The organism is Congregibacter sp. (genome assembly GCF_045107095.1).
Lineage (GTDB): Bacteria > Pseudomonadota > Gammaproteobacteria > Pseudomonadales > Halieaceae > Congregibacter.
This window is the reverse complement of record NZ_JBGCFU010000106.1, coordinates 21394-42133: the sequence shown is the minus strand read 5'-3', so window position 1 is coordinate 42133 and position 20740 is coordinate 21394. Positions and strand designations below refer to the sequence as shown.

Annotated in this window: 16 protein-coding genes; 10 read left to right on the top strand and 6 right to left on the bottom strand. The window is 56.2% G+C overall.

The annotated features are described in order from the left end of the window. Positions 1-191: 191 nt before the first annotated feature. Positions 192-671 carry a peroxiredoxin gene (locus AB8B76_RS13700; protein WP_405273303.1) on the top strand — a complete coding sequence of 160 codons (480 nt, stop codon included), beginning with the start codon at positions 192-194 and terminating at the stop codon, positions 669-671. 6 nt (positions 672-677) lie between these two features. Beyond that, a complete protein-coding gene (locus tag AB8B76_RS13695; RefSeq protein ID WP_405273301.1) occupies positions 678-1769 on the top strand; it encodes a DUF2855 family protein in 1092 nt (363 codons plus the stop codon). 34 nt (positions 1770-1803) lie between these two features. On the opposite strand, the gene AB8B76_RS13690 is transcribed toward AB8B76_RS13695, so the two are convergent. Both AB8B76_RS13690 and AB8B76_RS13685 read right to left on the bottom strand, forming a co-directional pair. Next, on the bottom strand, positions 1804-2451 hold the full coding sequence (locus AB8B76_RS13690) for a paraquat-inducible protein A (RefSeq protein WP_405273299.1): 648 nt from the start codon (positions 2449-2451) through the stop codon (positions 1804-1806). Then, positions 2448-3821 carry an SLC13 family permease gene (locus tag AB8B76_RS13685; protein ID WP_405273297.1) on the bottom strand — a complete coding sequence of 458 codons (1374 nt, stop codon included), beginning with the start codon at positions 3819-3821 and terminating at the stop codon, positions 2448-2450. Before AB8B76_RS13685 ends, AB8B76_RS13690 begins: the two co-directional genes overlap by 4 nt. Positions 3822-3990: 169 nt before the next feature. On the opposite strand from AB8B76_RS13685, the gene moaA reads away from it, so the two are divergent. From moaA to AB8B76_RS13660, 5 genes are all read left to right on the top strand, one after another. Beyond that, positions 3991-5001 (top strand): GTP 3',8-cyclase MoaA, encoded by a 1011-nt coding sequence (gene moaA, locus AB8B76_RS13680; RefSeq protein ID WP_405273295.1) that lies wholly within the window; start codon positions 3991-3993, stop codon positions 4999-5001. Positions 5002-5067: 66 nt separating this feature from the next. After that, complete coding sequence (locus tag AB8B76_RS13675) at positions 5068-5988, top strand: AAA family ATPase (protein WP_405273307.1); 921 nt, start codon at positions 5068-5070, stop codon at positions 5986-5988. Beyond that, positions 5989-7452 carry a VWA domain-containing protein gene (locus AB8B76_RS13670; RefSeq protein WP_405273294.1) on the top strand — a complete coding sequence of 488 codons (1464 nt, stop codon included), beginning with the start codon at positions 5989-5991 and terminating at the stop codon, positions 7450-7452. A gap of 26 nt (positions 7453-7478) precedes the next feature. Further along, the gene (locus tag AB8B76_RS13665; RefSeq protein WP_405273292.1) at positions 7479-9893 is read left to right on the top strand and encodes a DUF1631 family protein; all 2415 of its coding nucleotides are present in this window, start codon (positions 7479-7481) and stop codon (positions 9891-9893) included. Continuing rightward, positions 9890-10267 carry a PilZ domain-containing protein gene (locus AB8B76_RS13660; RefSeq protein WP_405273290.1) on the top strand — a complete coding sequence of 126 codons (378 nt, stop codon included), beginning with the start codon at positions 9890-9892 and terminating at the stop codon, positions 10265-10267. The genes AB8B76_RS13665 and AB8B76_RS13660 overlap by 4 nt, the downstream gene beginning before the upstream one ends. 20 nt (positions 10268-10287) lie before the next feature. Here the strand turns inward: AB8B76_RS13660 and AB8B76_RS13655 are convergent, their stop codons facing one another. Beyond that, a complete protein-coding gene (locus AB8B76_RS13655; RefSeq protein ID WP_405273288.1) occupies positions 10288-13434 on the bottom strand; it encodes an efflux RND transporter permease subunit in 3147 nt (1048 codons plus the stop codon). Beyond that, positions 13434-14471 (bottom strand): efflux RND transporter periplasmic adaptor subunit, encoded by a 1038-nt coding sequence (locus AB8B76_RS13650; RefSeq protein WP_405273287.1) that lies wholly within the window; start codon positions 14469-14471, stop codon positions 13434-13436. Before AB8B76_RS13650 ends, AB8B76_RS13655 begins: the two co-directional genes overlap by 1 nt. Before the next feature lie 253 nt (positions 14472-14724). Here AB8B76_RS13650 and gshA point away from each other — a divergent pair, with 253 nt between their 5' ends. Beyond that, entirely contained in the window at positions 14725-16320 is a 1596-nt protein-coding gene (gshA, locus tag AB8B76_RS13645; protein ID WP_405273286.1) for a glutamate--cysteine ligase, read from the top strand. Continuing rightward, positions 16321-16824: a disulfide bond formation protein B gene (locus tag AB8B76_RS13640; RefSeq protein ID WP_405273284.1), complete on the top strand. Its 504-nt coding sequence runs from the start codon at positions 16321-16323 to the stop codon at positions 16822-16824. It abuts the gene before it with no gap. 570 nt (positions 16825-17394) lie between these two features. On the opposite strand, the gene AB8B76_RS13635 is transcribed toward AB8B76_RS13640, so the two are convergent. Then, complete coding sequence (locus AB8B76_RS13635; protein WP_405273282.1) at positions 17395-18132, bottom strand: FKBP-type peptidyl-prolyl cis-trans isomerase; 738 nt, start codon at positions 18130-18132, stop codon at positions 17395-17397. A gap of 235 nt (positions 18133-18367) precedes the next feature. On the opposite strand from AB8B76_RS13635, the gene AB8B76_RS13630 reads away from it, so the two are divergent. Further along, complete coding sequence (locus AB8B76_RS13630; protein ID WP_405273280.1) at positions 18368-20200, top strand: ABC transporter ATP-binding protein; 1833 nt, start codon at positions 18368-18370, stop codon at positions 20198-20200. Here AB8B76_RS13630 and AB8B76_RS13625 read toward each other — a convergent pair. Then, complete coding sequence (locus AB8B76_RS13625; RefSeq protein WP_405273278.1) at positions 20197-20721, bottom strand: TIGR02444 family protein; 525 nt, start codon at positions 20719-20721, stop codon at positions 20197-20199. The genes AB8B76_RS13630 and AB8B76_RS13625 overlap by 4 nt on opposite strands. Between the last annotated feature and the right edge of the window lie 19 nt (positions 20722-20740).

Genomic DNA, 20740 nt, shown 5'->3' with positions numbered 1-20740 from the left:
TGCATTCATCAGGGCGTGCTACAACTGATGACAATGATTGCGCCCTATCTGGGTGAAGAGCAAATGGACTTCTACCGAGAGTGCGAGTTTATTTTTGACGGCATGATGGATGCGACCGAGCAGTAGACAGTAGGACAGCTTGATAGGCAGAATCGGCCACCATAATTTTTTTTAGGCAAGGAGAGTTAAAGATGAGTATTTCTGTTGGCGACAAAATCCCCTCAGGCAAGCTTCAGGTTATGGGCGAAAATGGCCCGACTCCCGTGAGCACGGACGAGTTGTTTAGCGGCAAAAAAGTTGTGTTGTTTGCCGTGCCCGGAGCGTTCACTCCCGGGTGCTCCATGACCCACCTCCCCGGATACGTGGTTAATGCAGACAAGATCCTGGCTGCCGGTGTAGACACCATCGCCTGCCTGTCCGTTAACGACGCTTTTGTTATGGATGCCTGGGGCAAAGCACAGAATGCGGAGCACATCATGATGCTCGCTGACGGGAATGGCGACTTCACCAAGGCTCTCGACCTTGAACTGGATGGCCGGGGATTTGGCATGGGGCTCCGCAGCCAGCGTTACGCCATGATTGTCGATGACGGCACGGTGACTACCCTGAATGTTGAGCCTGGAGCGGGCGTTGACGTCAGCGCTGCAGAAAACATCATGGCGGCGCTCTGATCTGCCATGACAAGCCAACTGACACTGGAAACCCGACGAAACGCTTTTGACACGCTGCGCGTCGTCGAATCCACTCTCCCCGATGCCTTGGAGGCCGGGCAGGTGCTACTGGAAGTGGATCGCTTTGCGCTCACCGCCAACAACATCAGCTACTGTCATGTGGGCGATCTGTTGGGGTACTGGCGCTTCTTCCCCACCGGTGATGAGGCCTGGGGACGCGTACCGGCCATGGGTTACGCCACGGTCGTGAAAAGTGAGCACGCTGAAGTTAAAGTTGGCGAGCGGGTTTGGGGATTTTTCCCCATGTCGACACACCTGCTAATCAATGCTGGCCAATGCAATGAATACAACTTTTGCGACGTATCGGAGCATCGCGAAGGCCTCGCTCCGATTTATGCGCAGTTTCAGCGGGCTTCGAAAAACCCAATTTATGAAACATCGCGGGAGGAGCAGGACAGCCTTCTTCGCGGGCTCTACCTGACTTCCTGGCTGTGTGAAGACGCCCTGTTTGACAACGACTTTTATCTGGCGAAAGACTGCCTGATCACCAGCGCTTCCAGCAAAACCTCCATAGCCCTGGCACACGCGGTGCAGGCACGGGGAGCTTTACGCAGTGTCGGACTCACCTCTGCGCGCAACAAGGCGTTTTGCGAGGAGCTAGGCTGCTACGATGCCGTCTTTACCTACGACGAAATTGACGATTTGCCAAAGGTGCCCGCAGTGAGTGTCGATATGGCGGGTGACCGCACCGTCAACATGGCTTTGCATAGCCACTACGGCGACGAGCTTCGCTACGCCTGCCTTGTTGGTGCAACGCATCAGGATGGCCCTATGGGGGCGGGCGAAACACTGCCAGGACCACAACCAGAACTATTTTTTGCTCCAGCGCAGGCCGCGAAGCGCAGCAAGGAATGGGGCGCCAGCGAAATGGAAAAACGCATCGCAACAAGCTTTGTAAACTTCCGGCGCTTTGCTGATGACTGGCTCAAAATTCGGCATTTTGACGGCGATTCTGCCGCTCAAGAGGCGTTTTTGAAGGTGCTTCGAGGGGAAGCCTCCCCCGCTGAAGGTTACACCGTGTCTCTGCGCGCTGGCTGATCGTGAAACCAACAGCCAGCCATCCCCTTACGGATCAGGCTTGCCCGGGTAATTCCTCGGAAGCGGGTTGTCTGGCAGCGACAAAGTTGAGCAGCCCGCCCGCAGCGATAGCGAACAGGCAGTAGGCCAGAAAAAACCAGAAGCCCTGCTCCAGCTGCGCATCCATGATCAACAGCTCACCGACGTGATTCGATGCTCTACCCGCCATAAAGGCAATGAGCATCGCCATGACAAACACGTCCGCCATCGACCACTTCCCCAAGGCCGCATTCAGTTTCAACAGTCGCCTTGCGGAGCTTGCGGGTAACAACAGGGCGCAGGCCTGAAACAGCAGCTTTAAGACCGGAATCACCACGCTGAAACTGACGATCATCACGGCGACCAGAAGATTGCCGTTGTCGGCGAGCTCCTCAGACATACCCAAGATCGATCTAGTGCTTCGATAGGCCTCGACTCGGCCCTCAATCTGATCCAAGCCCATCATGCGCGCCATGGCATTTAGCATGTCACGGGTTTGGCTATTACCGCCCTCGCCCGCAATAAGGTCTATACCAAAGTCCGCTAGCTCGGACTTCTCGAGTTCTCCGCTGAGGGTCAAAACTGGCTGGGTGATACCTGGATAAAGAAGAGCCAGAGACATCAGAATCAGAGCAAGACCAAAAACTCGAACGCCCGTTGTCATAAAACCATTACTCCGTAACACACCAGGGTGATAATCGCTGCCGCAATAAAATTGAGCATAAGCCCCTCACGAGCCATCCGTGTGGTGGTAATCAGTCCGGATCCAAACACGACGGTATTGGGTGCCGTAGCCACCGGCAACATAAAAGCGCAACTTGCACTCATAGCCGCAGGCACCATGATCAACTCAGGCGGCAAAGAGGCGGCAAGCGCCGCAGCAGCCAGCACCGGCATCAGAAGCGTGGTACTAGCCGTGTTACTGGTGGCTTCAGTCATAAAGGTGACTACCAGGCAAACCACCAGAATCAGAAGGATAGACGGCATATTGGTGAGAGAAGCCAGCGCCTGACCTAAAACGTCGCTAAGGCCCGAGGCAACAAAACCCTTCGCCAAACAGATCCCGCCAGCGAACAACAGTAAAACGCCCCAGGGAATACGGCTGGCTCTATCCCAATCCAGCAAGCGCCCCCCTCGACCATTAGGGACGATACACATAACTACCACCGCAAGCAGGGCGACGGATGCGTCGTTGGCCTGGGGTAAATCCAACAACGCCCGCCAACCTCCAAAAGGTTCACTGCGCGTAACCCATGCCACCGCGGTAAGACAAAACACAGCAAGTACTCGACGCTCTTCCGGCCGCCAGGGCCCTACAACAGGAAGCTCCAGGCTCGCGCTGCGCTCAATCCCCCGAGTAAGTGACCATGCCATGGCGGGCACCAGCAGCACGACGACCGGTACGCCCCAGGTCATCCAACGCGTAAAGGACATCTCTTCGCCCGTGTACTCCTCAAATATCTGCATGAATATCAGATTGGGTGGCGTGCCAATGGGCGTCCCAACACCCCCCACACTCGCGGCATAGGCGAGGCCAAGAAGTAGAGGTACCGCGAGCCGCTCCTTATCTTTGGAGCCCTCGAGCATCGCAAGGGCGACGGGCAATAGCATCAAGGTCGTCGCCGTATTAGAAATCCACATGCTGAGTACAGCAGCGGCCGTCATAAATCCCAGTACCAGTCGCTGAGGACTTTTGGCGCCAAACAGGTGAATCATTCCCAGGGCGATACGTCTATGGGCACCACTGCTTTCCATTGCCTGGGAGAGCAAAAACCCGCCAAGAAGAAGCAAAATAAGCGGCGAACCATAGGCTTCCCCTACTTCAGCGGGCGTCAGAATGCCGGCGAGGGGCAACACCGCAAGGGGAATAAGCGAAGTCACAGGAATCGCGATGGGTTCGAAAATCCACCACACAATGCAGATAACCGCGACCCCCAGCACTACTGCAACGGACTGAGACTGACCCGTCTCCAAGGCCAAGAGCGAAGCGGTAAGCGCCAGGAGAGGACCGGCGTAAAAGGCAATAGCCCGCATCAGCCCAGACCCCGCTCGAACTCGAGGGTATACCGGTGATCTTGAGAGGTTTTGATCGCGCCGCAAGGACTAAAAAAGCTCATAGACGCCCATCGTGTCCCAGAGAGTGCGAGCTGTAAAGCGCCGCGCGCGCTTGGTCGCAACGCCCCAGAGAAGTACACTGCGCGCCATGCAAGAAAACACTCCGAATACGCTTATCGATCGCTTCGGTCGACGCGTCGACTATCTGCGTTTGTCCGTGACGGATCGCTGTGACTTTCGCTGTGTTTACTGCATGGCCGAAGACATGAAATTTGTCCCCAAAAATGAAGTACTCACTCTCGAAGAGCTGGGTCAGGTCTCGCAGGCTTTTGTCAATTTGGGTGTCCGCAAAATCCGTCTTACGGGCGGCGAACCGCTGGTGAGACACAACATCATGCAGCTGGTAGAACAGCTTGGAGCTATGCAGGGTTTAGATGAACTGGTGATGACCACTAACGGCTCCCAGCTCCAGCGCCTGGCCCAACCGCTGAGCGATGCCGGAGTAAAGCGCCTGAACATCAGTCTTGATAGCTTGCAGCCACGGCGGTTTAGACAGATCACCCGCGTCGGCCATCTGGAGCAGGTCATAGCGGGCGTAGACGCAGCCTGCGCGGCCGATTTTGAGCGGATTCGTATCAACGCGGTAATTATGCGCGGTGACAACGACGACGAAATACTGGATCTGGTCAACTTCGCCAAAGAACGAGGCATTGATCTCGCTTTCATCGAAGAGATGCCTCTGGGCCGTATCGACGATCACGACCGCGCTTTAACGCTGGCTGACAGCGATTGGCTCCGCTCTCAGATTGAAGAGCATCACAGCCTGTCTGCACTAGGAGACCCGAGTGGTAGCGAGGGCCCCGCAAGAATGTACTCGCTTGATGACAGCCGCAGTCGCATTGGCTTTATTTCGCCGCACAGTAATAATTTTTGCCACCTGTGCAATCGGGTGCGCGTGACCGTGGAAGGCCAGCTCTTGCTGTGCCTGGGAAACGAGCATTCCGTGGATCTGCGGGAATACCTGCGCAGCCCGGGCAGCACCACTGAGGAACTGCAAAACATTTTGCACGACGCCATGGCGATCAAGCCGGAGCGCCACTACTTTGACAACAGTGAAGAGCCGCAGATTCTGCGCTTCATGAACGCGACGGGCGGCTAAGCAGCCGCGTCGCACCAGCTTAGGGAGAGCCCAAGGGCCGTGGATAAAAGGACAGAACTTGCCTCTATGGAGGCGATTGAAAACGGCTTTGCAGAGCTCGGTTATATATGCAGTCCGCGAATAGCAACGGCGGTTTTTCTAGCGGCGCAGCTACGCAAGCCCGTACTAGTCGAAGGCCCCCCCGGCGTCGGTAAAACAGAACTCGCGAAGACCGCGGCAACACTTTTGGGCCTACCCCTGGTGCGCCTGCAGTGCTACGAAGGACTGGACGAAGCGAAAGCACTGTATGAGTGGAAGTACGGAAAGCAGCTTCTCTACACACAGGTTCTCAAGGAGAAGCTGGGGGATTTGTTGGATGGTGCGGAAGGTCTCGCCGAGTCTGTTGAACGCCTTCATCAATTCGGAGATGTTTTCTACTCTGAAGAATTTCTTGAGCCCCGTCCATTACTGCAAGCTATGGAGCAGCCCGACGGCGCCGTACTACTCATTGATGAAATTGATAAGTCAGATCATGAGTTTGAGTCGCTGCTATTAGAGATTCTGTCGGACTATCAGGTATCCATTCCAGAGATTGGCACGATCAAAGCCAAGTCGACGCCGTTGGTGTTCCTCACCAGTAACAACACCCGCGATATATCTGACGCCCTGAAACGTCGCTGTCTCCACCTGCATATTCCGTTTCCAAGCATTGATCTCGAGGAGCGTATCCTCGCCAGCAGAGTGCCAGAGGTACAGGACAGCTTGCGCCAGCAGCTGGTGGCCTTTGTGCATGCCGTGCGAGAGCTGGACCTTAAGAAGCAGCCAGCGGTTTCGGAAACCATCGACTGGGCACGCAGCCTGTTACTCCTCCACGCCGCGGAGTTGGAGCCCACGCTCGTACAGGAGACCCTCAATGTGCTCCTGAAGTTTGAGCAAGATATTGAGACTACCGAAGCGGAACTGGGTGCCATTATGCGTTCCATCGAGCAGGCCTCGGACAACACCTAAATGCAGTCCAGCCTGCTTCGCTTCATCGAAATTCTACGCAGTCACGCTTTACCCGTGTCTCCTGCAGAGACTTTAGATGCGGCCGCGGCAATGGAAGTCGTGGGTTACTCGGATAGAAACACTCTCCGCAACGCCCTTGCTTTAACCCTGGCCAAGAGCGACCGAGAAGAGCATACGTTCTTTTATTGCTTTGATCAGTTCTTCGACGAACAGGCCGCCGACTTCAGTACCGAAGGCGAGGCTGATACCGCGGAAGAAGGCGGTGAAGGCAGCGATAGCACCGAAGCTGCGACAGCAGATAGTCCGGATGCCGCTGGCAATGGTGCGGGACAGGCCGCCGCTGGGGGAGGATCCGCTTCCGATGCTGCAGAGCTTGAGGCAGCGGCAGGAAGCTCACCATCGCTGAAAGAACTGTTAGACGGCGAACTGCTGCCCGCTCTTCTCGAAAACCAACGGGGGGCGCTGAGTACCGCCATGCGCAGCGCAGCCCAGGATGCGGGCCTCAGTAAAATCCGGCTGTTCACTCAAAAAGGTCAGTACACTCGCAGAATCCTCGATACCCTTGGTGAGGCTTTAATCCGCGACGCAGTCATTGAGCTCGAGCGCGCTGATTCTCCTGCTATCGATACTCTTCGCCGCTACCGTGACGTGCTCCGGGAACAGGTTCGAGATTATGTAGAGCAGCAGTACCTCATGAACGCAGAGGGCCATAACAGCGCGTTCATGGAAGACATCCTGAGTAAGACCCGCTTATCCAATATCGATCGGCGCCATCGTGATCGGGTACAGGAACAAGTGCGCCGCATGGCCCGTCGTCTGGCCAGCCGCCACAGCGCCCGCCGTCGCCCCGTAAAGCGTGGACAGCTGGATATGGGCAAGACGCTACGTGGCGGCATGGCTCACGACGGCATATTGTTTAAGACGCACTGGCGCTCACGAAAGCGTGACAAGGCGCAGTTGCTGGCGGTATGTGACGTAAGCGGATCCGTTGCTGCTTACGCCAGTTTTCTGCTGATGTTTTTGTACAGCCTGCAGGACGTTCTGCCACGCACTCGAAGCTTCGCGTTCTCCAGTCACCTGGGAGAAATCAGCGATCTTTTCCGGGATGAGCCGCTGGAGCGTGCGATCGAGTTAGCCAATTGGCGCTATGGCGGCGCCACGGATTATGGGAGCAGCTTCCGTGACTTTTCTCAGCTGGCCCTGGACGACATCAACCGCAATACATCGGTTATCATTCTAGGCGATGCGCGTAACAATCGAGGAAACCCGGAGCTGGAGATCATGCAGAGCATTTACCAGCGCAGTAAACAAGTTATCTGGCTGAATCCGGAATCGCGGCGCGCCTGGGGTACCGGTGATTCAGAGATGCTGCGCTATCAGACCGCCTGCCACTACTGCGCACCCTGCAGCAACCTACAACAGCTTGAGCGAGTCGTTGACCAGCTGCTCAAGAGCTTGCGCTAGGACAGCTGCCGGTTTAGCGGCGCGCTATGACTCTCTCTCACGAACAAATCCCGCTCCCTTGCTCTCTTAAGCCCAAGGTAGAGGAACAGTTCTCTCCGACTGATGCGCCACTCAGTGCCGATACCCTCTCACCAGATACGCTGATTAGCTTTCTCGCCAAGAGCAAAGACACCGACAGCTCTCCTCTGGCAACGATCAAGCGTCGTGCAGCCAAACAAAACTTAAAAGCCAGCCTTCGGCCCGGAGACCACGCTGTATTGGTGTGGGTCTGTGAGGCTTTCGACGAGTGGGAAGACCAATTCCCGCTGGAGCAACCTCTTAAAGATCATATCCGGCGACTGCTGCCTTTAGCGGTGGCAATGGCGCTAAGAGAAGAGTCGTTTTACACCCCGGGTGCCCACGACCTCCATCGCTTGCTTGACGCACTACAAAACGGTGCGGTCGGCTGGCAGATGCGCCTCGATCGAGCAGGGCAAATGCTCGAGCAACGCATACAGCGTGCGGTCGAAAAGTCTCTGGAGTGGTTCAATAACGACCGCCTTGATATCGCTGCTATTACTCAGGAACTGGTTGCCGCCAACGAGCGAGACGCCGCGCGAGCGCAGCGGATGGTGCAGCGGCTGGCGGAGACCGAAGAAGCCCGTCTCAAGACCCTCTCAGCCCGACGAGAAGCTGCCAAAGACATCAACGCAGGCCTCGAAAAATTCGACCTTCCAGCGGCAATCGGAGAATTTCTAAAAGGTCCGTGGTACGACAGCGCACAGCTTGTGTTGGTAAAGCATGGAAGCGTATCGCGAGAATGGGATCAGATGCGCCGGGCAACGCTACACCTTATGGAGTCAGTACAAGCGCCGGAGGATTCGGGTGACGCCGGCCGTGATCGGCAGGAACAGATTCTCCGGCATTTACCTGGAGAGCTTCGACGCTGGCTATTGAGCCTTGAGCATGACAGCGACGCTACCGACAGTGCCATTGGACTCGTGGAGTACGCACACCTGCGTATACAGCATGGTCAGAAGCTTCAGCTGGTAAAAATCCCCGCTATTGAGATAGAAGAAGAGCCTCCCGCTCAGGAAGTCAGCAACGACGACAAACTCACTACGGGCGACTGGTATCAGTTTGAGGATGATGAGGGAGAGCTAAGAGCACAGCTCGTGCTGCAACTGGAGAGCGGACAGCATCTGCTCTTTGCGAATTTTGTAGGTTTAAAGGCCCTGGATATTTCGCGTCAGGCATTCAGTCAGCGTGTGAGTGACGGCTTTTCCGTGCTACTGGCTAATCGGGACAGCTTTAGCCTCAGCCTGGCTTCCGCGGTCGGCATCGATAGCGAAGATCGCTTGCGCCAGTTTATCGATCCCGGTTACCGCCCCCCCGAAGAAGAACCTGACACCCTTTCCACAACAGATTCTCATCCCGAACCCGCTGAGGGCTTTGAACAAGAGCCCGCTGAGGGCTCTGAACAAGAACCCGCTGAGGGCTCTCCTCCAGCTGAAGGCGCTCAATCACAAGCGGACCATGATGCCCATGAGGAGCGGCGGACGCACCCTGATCGGCGCACTCATGACGAGGACCGACGCGCTCATGATGAGCCATCGCATGACGAGCCCACGGTCGCGGCTGGGAGCGATGTCGATGCGCTCCCTCAAGAGGAAACTACTGAGCTGACTGAGGAGCCGCAGCCTGCACCGGACAGCGATAACGTTGTGGACAGTTCAGAGGCTGAAGATTGGTCGGAGGAGCTTCCTGATCTCAGCGATGCTGATGAATGGGATCCTGTGCTGGAGCCGCCCGAGGGGGCTGAACTGGACCTCACTCTGGAGCTGGATGAGCCTGATGCACCGCCTGGTGAGGCAGCTCTGGGTAATGCACCGACGGATCGGGAAACACCCGCAGTCGAGCAACCACAGAGTGCACCCGCAGCACCCGAGTATCAACCGGTAGCGGCACCGCCGCCACCCGTACCTCCGCCTGCTCCGCCACCTTCACCCGCAGTGACGCAAGCGCCGGCTTCAACGCCAACGTCAACGCCAACGCCAACGCCAACGCCAACGCCAACGCCAACGCCGCAGCCTCCCAGTTATGCGGCCCCGGAACCACCCCAAGCGCCCGCGCCTCCACCTCAGCCGCCGACACCGCCACCGTTGACCCCGGTGGCGTCACCTCCCGGGCAAAGCCCGGCTGCGAGTAAAGAGCGAGAGGTAGATGTGCCCATGGGGGCATGGCTCGGGTTTCATGACGGAGAAACCCCCATCATGGCCAAGCTTGCCGTGTTCGACCCCCGGCGTGACAACTATATTTTCGTCAACCGCAAAGGCATTGCCCTGCGAGAACTAAGCCGCTCTGAACTGCGAACGCTTATGGACCAAGGTCTTGTGGACATTCTGGAGACTCGCTCCTATTTCCGGGATGAAGTCGAAAGAGCGCGGGAGGAGGGACAATGACGGGCAACGACAAGCGACGTTTCTTCCGGCTTCCTGTCGCATCCCGGGTATTCATTGAAATCGAATCACCCCCACCCGGCAGCATAGGTCCCGGAAAAGTCGCCCGCTGCGATACCCTCGATGTTTCTCACAGTGGACTACGGGTACGCCTCGACGAGACCGTGATGGTGGGTGCCATACTGCAGATCGGCGTGGAGCTCCCGGGAGAAAGTGAGCCCTTCTACCTGGTAGGCCAGGTACGTTGGCGTATGCGTGACAAAGAGAATCCCGGTAGCTGGATCGCCGGATTTGAAGTGCTTAATGCGTTGGGATCAGACATAGAACACTGGGAAGCGGCACTCATGGAAATGGACGAACGTACTCCCGCTCCCTAGCGCCGCTGCCGCGCTCCTTGCTAACTCGCTTTCTGACCCGCTACCGCCTCACTTCCCGCGGCTTTGGCGGCATCAAAAGACTCCATTTCCGCATCCAGCTGACGGCTCACGAGTTCCGGAGAGCCGGTGCCTCGCGCCAGCAAGCTGTAGGCCATGGGTACCAAGAACAGGGTCACTAGAGTAGCGAGAGCAACTCCACCCATGACCACAACGCCGATCACACTGCGAACCTCATGCCCCGGACCGGAGGAAAGAACCAGCGGAAGTGCGCCCATCACGGTGGTAAATGCCGTCATCACAATCGGACGAAGACGTTTGCTAGCGCCCTCGATAACCGACTGCTCGTAGTCAAAACCAGCGTCGCGCATCTGATTAATGAACTCCACTATGAGAATTCCGTTCTTAGCGGCCAATCCGACCAGCATAATCAGACCTACCTGGCTATAGATGTTCAGTGTCGCACCGACAAGCTGAAGTCCCCATAGACCACCGAGCAGGGCGACGGGTACGGTAAACAGGATAATTGCCGGGTGCACAAAGGACTCAAACTGTGCAGCCATCACCAGGTAGACAATGAGCAAGGCAAGCAGGAAGGTGATGTATACACTGCCGCTCGCCCGATAGTACTCAAGGGACTCCCCTTTAAAGTCGAAGCTCGCAGTTTCGGGCAGCTCCGTGCGCACAACCTCTTGCAGGTATTCCAGGGCCTCACCCAGCTTGTAGTCATCTGCCAGAGATGCTGACAACGTGAAGGAGCGAACACGGTTATAACGATTCAAACTACCAGCGCCCGCTTCTTCTCTAAGAGTCACCATATTCGAGAGCGGGATGAGCCGATCGGTGGTGCTGGAGCGCACGTAAATGTTGTCCAGGTCCGACAGGGTGCGGGACTCCTCTCGATCACCCTCGATGATCACGTCGTATTCACGGCCCCCCATAATGAAGGTCGTTACGCGACGAGAACCCAGGAGAGTTTCGAGTGTGCGGCCAATGTCCGCGAGGCTAATCCCCAGATCACCCGCGCGATTACGATCCACCGAAACGCGGAGCTGTGGCTTTGTAGGTTTGAGGTCGGTATCGACGCGAAGCAGGCCAGGATTTTCGGCAACTTTTGCCAGCATGATGTCCTGCCACTCGGCCAGGTTCTCATAGCTATCCCCACCCACAACGAACTGTACAGGGTCAGCGTTCCCGCCTCCAAAGGAGCGCGGTGCGCGCACAAATACCCTGGCACCGGCGATATCTTTGACCCGGGCCTGGGCGTCTGCCGCTATTTCCTGAGAGGTGCGATCACGCTCTTCCCATGGTGCGAGCGCCATAATCGTGAAAGCCTGATTAAAGGACTCACCACCACCCCAACCAGGGGCGCGAATAAGAAGCCTGCGCACCTCCCCACTCTCGACCAGCGGCATTAGAAGTTCTTCGACCTGAAGCACCTGATCCACGGTGTATTCGAAAGAAGATCCTTCGGGGGTTGCTGCAATCATGTACAGCACGCCGCGATCTTCCGTAGGCGAGAACTCCTGCGGCACGCTGCGACTCAATTGCCAGGCCGCGAATACGCAGAGCAACAGCACAGGAATAAACAACCATGATCGCTCAACAAAGGGGCTGAGCAATTTCCTGTAGCGAAGCTCCATCGCTTCGCTGAGCGCTTCAACTTTATCCGCAAGACGGTTAGACACCTTGTCCTTGTTAAGCAACTTTGAGCAAATAACCGGGCCCAAAGTCAAAGCCACGAAACTGGAGAAAATCACAGCGATGGCCATAGCGACGGCAAATTCCGCAAACAGGCGCCCTACATTGCCCTCAAGGAAGGTAATAGGAATAAACACGGCGACCAGCACCAGCGTGGTTGCGATTACGGCAAAGGCCACCTGCCGCGAGCCACGATAAGACGCCACCAAGGCAGACTCACCACGCACCAGGCGCCGGTGAATGTTCTCAAGCACGACGATACTGTCATCCACCACCAAGCCGATGGCCAACACCAGCGCCAGCAGGGTCAGCAGATTGATGCTGTATCCCAATGCCCAGAGCATGCTGAAGCTACCAATGAGAGAGATTGGAACAGTGAGGGCAGGAACCAAAACGCTTCTGGGGTCGCCCAGAAACATGAAAATAACGATGACAACGAGCACTCCGGCAATGAAGAGCGTCGAAAACACCTCGTCAATCGCTGCGTCAACAAATACCGAACGATCAAAGCCTACGACCAACTCCATACCGTCTGGAAGTTGCTGGTTTACGCGCTTGATCTCTGCCTGCACAGCCCTGCCCACACTAAGCGCGTTGGCTTTGCTTTGCTTCACGATCCCAACGCCGACCATGGATTCTGTATTGCCACGGAACATACTTCGGGATTCCGCGCTGGAGAGCTCTACTCTTGCGACATCTGCCAGGCGGACGAGGTAGCCATCTTCTCCCCGTGCCAGCACCAGCTCACGAAAATCTTCTGCGACCTGATAACTGCGATCAATACGAACCACGAAGTCTCGCTGGGAAGACTTGATCGTTCCTGCGGGAAGCTCCACGTTCTGACTGCGAAGCGCGTTTTCCACATCGGTCACAGTAAGGCCGCGAGCTACCAAAGCGTTCCGGTCCAGCCAGATTCGCATGGAATAGATCTGGCCGCCGCCGATACGCACCCTCGCCACGCCATCCAGAACCGCAAAGCGATCCTCGAGGTAACGCCGGGCATAGTCGGTGAGCTCAAGAGCCGACATGTTCTCGCCCACCAGGTGCGACCAGAAGATCACCTGCTCGTCACTGTTGCTCTTGCGGGTTTCCGGTGGCAACGCTTCTTCCGGGAGGTTATCCAAAACGCCGGATACACGATCGCGCACATCGTTGGCGGCGGAATCGATATCTCGGTCGAGATTAAATTCGATGGTCACAGTGGACTCGCCGTCGTAGCTGGCGGAGCTCAAGGTTTTGATGCCCTCGATGCCTGAGAGACGGTTTTCGATGAGTTCGGTGATCTTGTTTTCTACTACCGCGGCAGAAGCGCCCGGATAGGAGGTTTGAACCGTCACGATAGGTGAGTCGATATCCGGGTATTCCCGCAAAGGCAAGCGGTCAAAGGCCAATAGACCAAAAGCCACGATGAGGGCGCTTCCTACAAGGGCCATTACCGGACGTCTAACCGCTACATCAGAAAGTAACATCAGCTTTGCACCACGCGAACGGGCATTGCGTTACCCGAGAGGCGGATCACGCCGTCCTGGACTATCCGCTCGCCTTCGCTCACTCCGTCAAGAATAACGACCCAGCCCGGGATACGGGCTCCAATTTTTACTTCACTACGCAGCGCCTGCTCTCCATCGACCTTCCAGACAAAGTGCCGCGCTGCCCGGCTTTGAATACTCTCCTCGGGCACCATAAGCACCGTGTTGGAGTCCCCCGTGACTTCAATCTCCATAAGGAGGCCTGCTCGAAGCAGACCTTCTTCGTTAGGGACGACTGCCCGTGCGGTGATGGCTCTTGCCACTGGATCTACCCGGCTTCCTACGGCGGAAAGCGTGCCCACAAAATCCTCCTTAAAAGCCGCGCTCCTGGCGATGATCGACATACCCGGTTGGAGGACTCCGAGATAACGAGCGGGGACTGTGAACTGCAATCGCATACGGCTGACATCGTCCAAGGTAGTGAGTCGCTGTCCGAAAGACACAAGAGCCCCCTCGCTAACTTCACGAAGCCCTAACACGCCAGAGAAAGGCGCAACGATCGTGAGATCGGCTATGCGTGCCTCTAACTCGCTGATTTGATGCCCTAAAACTTCAACTTCGGTTGTCGCTGAATCAAGGTCTGTCTGCGCCACCTGATTTTTTCGAGCCAGATCCGCTAGCCGCTCTACTTCTCGACGGGCATCGGCCAGTCTCGCGCTGAGCTCCCGCATAGAGGCTTGCTCGGATTCTTGGCGGAGCGTTGCCAGCGTCTGGCCTTTTTCTACAATCTGTCCGTCCTCAAAATTGAGGCCCGTGATGCGTTGCGCCACCGGAGCCGTAATATCAACCGATTCCCAAGCCTGCAGGGTCCCCAGAGCGGGAATTCGATCTCGGAAACTTCGGGACTCAACCTCCACCACGGTCACGGGGGCCGCGGGGCGTTGCCGACTCATGCCATCGTCAGACTGTCCGCCAAATTGCTGCCAGGCAAAGAAGCCGACAATTGCCAGTCCAATCACAATGACCAAAGATTTCATAGTTACCGCATAACTCCTGTGAAGTAGGAAGAAAAAGATGAGTGCACCGGTAGTTTAACATCTGAGGTCGGCGCGATAGACGGTGACCATACGCGACTGCCCTACCGTCGGATTGCTTTCCGCTGCGCTAACGGATCGCAGGTGGGACGGTGTATCATCACGTTCTACACGGGCGTCGCGTTTTCACGCCAGAAATCATCTCAAGGGCTAGCCCCGAAACGTCGTCGCAACTAATCGCGACGAGGAGACTGTTTTGAACTCCCATTGGTATCAACAACTGGCGGAACTATCAGAATCGCAGCCGGAAATGCTTCGTGGCATCTGCCGCGGCATCGAAAAAGAAAGCCTTCGAGTGGCGGGCGATGGTGTATTGGCCCAAACCCCTCATCCGCCCGTTCTGGGGTCAGCACTCACCCACGGCAGTATCACTACTGATTACTCTGAATCATTAATGGAGTTCATTACTCCAGTATCCAGCAGTATTGATGACACGCTAAAAACGCTCGAAGACGTCCATAGCTTTGTTTACAAGCACATCGGCAATGAACGACTTTGGAGCGCGAGCATGCCCTGTATCGTGGCCGGTGACGCGGGAATCCCCGTGGCACGCTATGGAAGCTCTAACGTTGGTCGCATGAAAACCGTTTATCGCTATGGCCTGGGCAATCGTTACGGACGACTGATGCAAGCCATCGCAGGAGTGCACTACAACTTTTCCATGCCTGAGTCCTATTGGACCGAAGCGCAAAAAGCCGATGGCGATGAGGGCCCTCTGCAGGATTACATTACCAGCCGCTACCTCGGTCTGATTCGTAACTTCCATCGCTGGTCATGGCTGTTGATTTACCTTTTTGGCGCGTCACCCGCTGTGTGCGCAAGCTTCATGCGTGGTCGGGGCGAGCATCATCTCGAACCTTTTGATGGCGAGGGCAATTCACTTCATCTTCCTCATGCGACAGCACTGCGCATGGGTGATTTGGGATACAACAGCTCAGCCCAGAAATCACTGCGTGCCTGCTACAACTCGCTGGATAACTACATTGCCACCCTAACCCAAGCGATTCTTACACCCCATCCTGACTACGCCGCGTTTAAGGGCAAGCAGGACGACGAGTACATGCAACTCAATGACAGCTTGCTGCAAATAGAAAACGAGTTTTACAGCACCATTCGACCCAAACGCCCCGGGCGCAGTGGCGAGACACCCCTGTCGGCCCTCCATGAACGCGGCATTGAGTACGTCGAAGTTCGCTGCATCGACGTCAGCCCCTTTCACCCCCTGGGTATCGATGGTGCGCAGATTCGACTCCTCGACAGCTTTCTTTTGTTCTGCCTGACGCAGCCAAGCCCAGCATGCGACGCGGCCCAGCAAGACCGCCAGGCCGCTAATCTGACTGCGGTAGTGAACCGCGGGCGAGAGCCGGGTTTGATGCTGGATACTGAGTCTGGCCCCAGAGCACTCACTGACTGGGCGGAAGAGCTCCTTATTAAAATAACGGCTTGCGCGGAGCTTCTGGACTCAGTTCACGGCAGCTCTGACTACGCCGCTGCACTCGCGGAGCAGCAATCGAAAGTGCGCGGTGACATGGAATTGCCGTCGGCGCGAGTCCTCCGCGAGATGCGTGAGAAAGGTATGCCCTACTACCGTTTTGCCATGGGCTATAGCAACCGTTGGGCAGAGTACTTTAAAGATGGCGGAATCGATGCGACAGCGGAGCAATCGCTGATCGAAGAGAGCACTGAGTCGCTGTCTCGCCAAACGGATATCGAAGCTGCAGATAATGTCAGCTTTGAAGATTACCTCGCCGCCTATTTCGATCAGTACAAAGTCCTAAATCACGGAGACTAGATGAACGCTCTGCTACAAATACGGCCTGTGTTCTTAGGCTTATTTTTACTGACCATTGCCTCCATGGCCTTTGCCCTCTTCTATCTGGAGCGGACTCTGGGCCTACCGCCCTGTCCGCTTTGCATTACTCAGCGTTTGTTCGTGGTTCTCGTCGGCGTGTTCGCACTCATGGCCGCGATACAGAACCCCCAGGGCTGGGGTCGTCGGGTCTATGCCACGCTGTGCCTTATCAGCGCAGCAGCCGGTGGCGCCGTCGCCATGCGTCACATTTGGCTTCAAAACCTTCCCGAAGAACTCGCACCCGCGTGTGGCCCCAGTCTGGAATACATGCTGGAGACTCTGCCGTTCTCAGAGACATTTTCTGTGGTCATGATGGGCGATGGAAACTGCGCAGAGACTGTCTGGACCTTTATGGGGCTCAGTATTCCAGAGCAGACTCTCGCTCTGTTTGTCGTACTCGCTGGGGTATCTGTCTTTCAGCTGGTTCGTTCTCCGAACGATTAGTTCAACGGGTTGCGTACGTTGGTTACAGAGCGAGCGTCCCACAACTTAGCGAGTGCAGTGACCGACGTGCGCGGCCCACAGCGACTATTCGGATAAAGCGACCCAAGCTCTGGCAAGTGCACCCAACACACCGCACGCGATAACCCGGCAAGTGGCCCCGATTCGCTGCGTGCGCTAGGAAGGGGGACGCTTACTTCGCAAATCAGCACCACTTGCCTCTTTGCCGTGCCACATCAATGGGCATCATCGACTCATTAAAGTGACTCTGGCACTGCCGCCGTTCGCTCGCAGGTCGGGCCGCGTGCGTTGGTTACGGAGAGAGCGTCCCCCAAATTAGCGAGCGCAGTGACCGACGTGCGCGGCCCGACCAACGTAGTCGTTTCATGCCAAGTCGGACTGTGAACGTTGGTCACGGAGCGAGCGTCCACCAATTCAGCGAGCGAAGTGACCGACGTGCGCGGCCCGACCAACCAGATACGAACTGATGACAAAAAAAGGGCCTCAACAAAGTTGAGACCCTCGATCTGCGTCACAAGGAGCCCGACCAAACGGGCTCTGAACGCTAAGTACTTAGCCTTCTTCGCCAGCTTGCGTAGGAATGCTCAGCAGCTCTACTTCAAAAACGAGAGCAGCATTTGGTCCTATACGCTCACCCGCACCGCCTGCACCGTAGGCAAGCTCTGAAGGGATGAATAGCTTGTACTTGGAACCAACCTGCATCAGCTGCAGTGCTTCGGTCCAACCACTGATCACCTGGCCCACACCAAAAGTGACAGGCTCGCCACGAGCGTAGGAAGAATCAAACTCCGTACCGTCGATCAGCGTGCCACGGTAATGAACTTCTACACTGTCTTCGGCAGTAGGTGTCGCACCGTCGCCCGCTTCGATGACTTCGTACTGCAAACCTGACTCAGTAGTCATCACGCCTTCGCGAGTGCTGTTCTCCAAAAGGAATGCGGTCGCCGCTGCAGCGTTGGCTTCAGCCATTGCCGAAGTCATTGACTCACGCTCGGCGTTTACGCGCTCTTGAAAGGCGATCATTTCGGCCTGAATTTCTTCATCGGTCAGGCGCTGAGGCGAGTTAGTCATAGCATCACGCAAACCTGCAGCGAAGGCATCGACGTCAACGGTCATGCCGTCATTCGCCATATTTCGACCAAGTCCCAACGCTACGCCGTAGCTCAATCGCTGGTTAGGGGTTTCTAGCTGTAGTTCAGCCACGGCAGTTTCTCCTGAGTTTTGTTGCTGACATGCGCTCAGCACAATCACGGCGCACAGCGCTACCGCGGACTTTAAAAATGTATTCATGGGTACTTCCTGTGAATTGATAGAGTTCGATGGAAACTGAACCTTGAGACAGAACCCACACAAGAGTGAGGTGTGTCGCAAACAGAGGTCCACGCTTTTCGAGGGCGCAAGTGTAAACGCTGTATGGCCGGTCTGCCACCCTCGGGCTGTGTCCTGGCAAGGGACACGCTACACTGCTCTCCTCTTCGAAAGGGCGAAAAAAACAACCTAGCCCCTTCGTCAGCGGATCAAAATCATGGCTTTTCGGTTTTTTGAAAAACTCGTACACCCATTTCCGGACATCCAGCCCGGTCGAGCACCCTCGTCCGTCTACCGCTTCTGTCTCCACCATTCCCGCGGATTGGAACCCTGGCTGATTTGCGTGTCCTTGCTGAGCATGGGCGTCGCCATTGTTGAAGTCGCCCTCTTCGAGGTCCTTGGGCAGGGGGTTGACCTACTATCTACTACAACGCCCGAAACGATCTTTGCCGCCGGCGGCCGTTCACTCATGGCGTTAGTACTGGGTTTACTGACTGCCTTTCCCATCATGGTCGCGCTGCAGTCGTTACTGCTGCACCAGACGCTAATGGGCAACTTTCCGATGATTGTGCGTTGGATGGCCCACCGCTACCTTCTCCGGCAGAGCCTGGGGTTCTTTCAGGACGAGTTTTCCGGGCGTGTCGCGACGCGGGTTATGCAGACAGCACTGGCCGTGCGATCCGTGGTGCTCATTACCCTCGATATTCTGGTCTACGTGACCGTGTACTTCCTTTCAGTTCTGTTTCTGCTCGGCAGCATAGATCCGCGACTCGCTATCCCGCTATTTGTCTGGCTGTTGATCTATATCTTCATACTTAAAACCATACTGCCGCGCATGCAGAGCGTCTCGGAGACCCAGGCGGACGCGCGATCAATGATGACGGGGCGCATTGCCGACAGCTACACAAACATTGGCACGGTGAAGCTCTTCTCCCATGCGCAACGGGAGTCCAACTATGCTCGAGAGGGGATGGAGGAGTTTCTGAACACGGTGCATCCCCAGATGCGGCTCGTGACATGGATGGAAACTACAATCACCGCCAACAACACGCTCATGCTGCTTTCGGTCAGCGCTACGGCCATTTATCTTTGGTTCGAGGGGGCGATCTCTCCTGGCTCAATAGCCGCGGCACTGGCGCTTTGTCTGCGCATCAACGGCATTAGCGAGTGGATTATGTGGGAGGTGTCGGCACTGTTTGAGAACGTGGGCACCGTTCGCGACGGCATCAGCACGCTCTCGCGAGATATTGGTGTAGAGGATGATCCCGATGCTTCGGCGCTCAACGTGCGATCAGGGCGAGTACATTTTCAGGATGTCATCTTTGCTTACACGCCCCAAAAACCCGTTTTCAACAAACTCTCTTTGGATATCGCTCCCGGGGAGAAAATTGGCCTGATCGGTCGCTCCGGCGCGGGTAAATCCACTCTGGTTAACCTTCTACTGCGTTTCTCCGACATTCAAAGCGGGAGTATCACCATTGACGGCCAGGACGTGCGACGCGTTACCCAGGAAAGCCTTCGCGCCAACATCGGTATGGTGACTCAGGACACGTCACTGCTTCACCGGACGGTGCGCGAGAACATTCTCTATGGAAGAGAGTCCGCCAGTGAAGCCGAATTGCTGACCGCCATCCATCGTGCCCGCGCCGATGAATTCATTGACAACCTAGAGGATCACAGTGGTGCTCGGGGCCTGGATGCCCAAGTTGGTGAGCGCGGCGTGAAGCTCAGTGGTGGCCAGCGTCAACGCATCGCCATTGCCCGGGTAATGTTAAAAGATGCGCCTATTCTTGTGCTCGACGAAGCCACGTCTGCGCTGGATTCTGAAGTCGAGGTCGCTATCCAGGAGAGTCTCTACGAGCTCATGGAAGGCAAAACGGTGCTAGCCATCGCCCATCGTCTGTCGACCATCGCTGCTCTGGATCGATTGATCGTGCTGGATGGTGGGAATATCGTCGAAACCGGGAGTCATGCAGAGCTCATCGCCAAAGATGGGATCTACAAGCGACTCTGGGATTACCAGTCCGGCGGGTTCCTGGCGCTGGACTAAGATTCCGTGACTGCAACTCGTAACTCGGTAAATACCTCTCCCTGCAAGCCGTAGTGCCTTGCCAGGGATGTCAGCTGCGCTTTGAGAAGTGTTACATCTATGCTTCCCTCAAACTCCAACGCAGCCAAATCCGACCGATCTTGCTCGAACAGGTCAGCGAGAAACTCCAGTTGCCTTCGTTCCGCCTGAAGTTCGAGTCCCTTGATAGCCGCATACTCCGCGCTCAGCTCTGGCTTTCCGCGCCATAACTCTCGCTGTTTTCGAAGAGGTAGAACAACCGCCTCCCGCCAGACCTGACAGCGAGTCTCGGCTCTCTGGAAATCTTCACTACTCAAAACGGTGTTCTGCTTTGCACACCATACTGCGTAGAGCATCAAGTTTACGTCGACATCCCAGCGTTCCTGGGCCTGTAAACAGGCAACCATTACGCCGGGTTGGGCATAAACATCCACAACAAACTCCCACAATCGAGATCGAATGCTGTCTGGTTCCTGCTTGTTTGTCTGTTCCCTTGCGTCCACGCCCAGTACACTCCCCGCC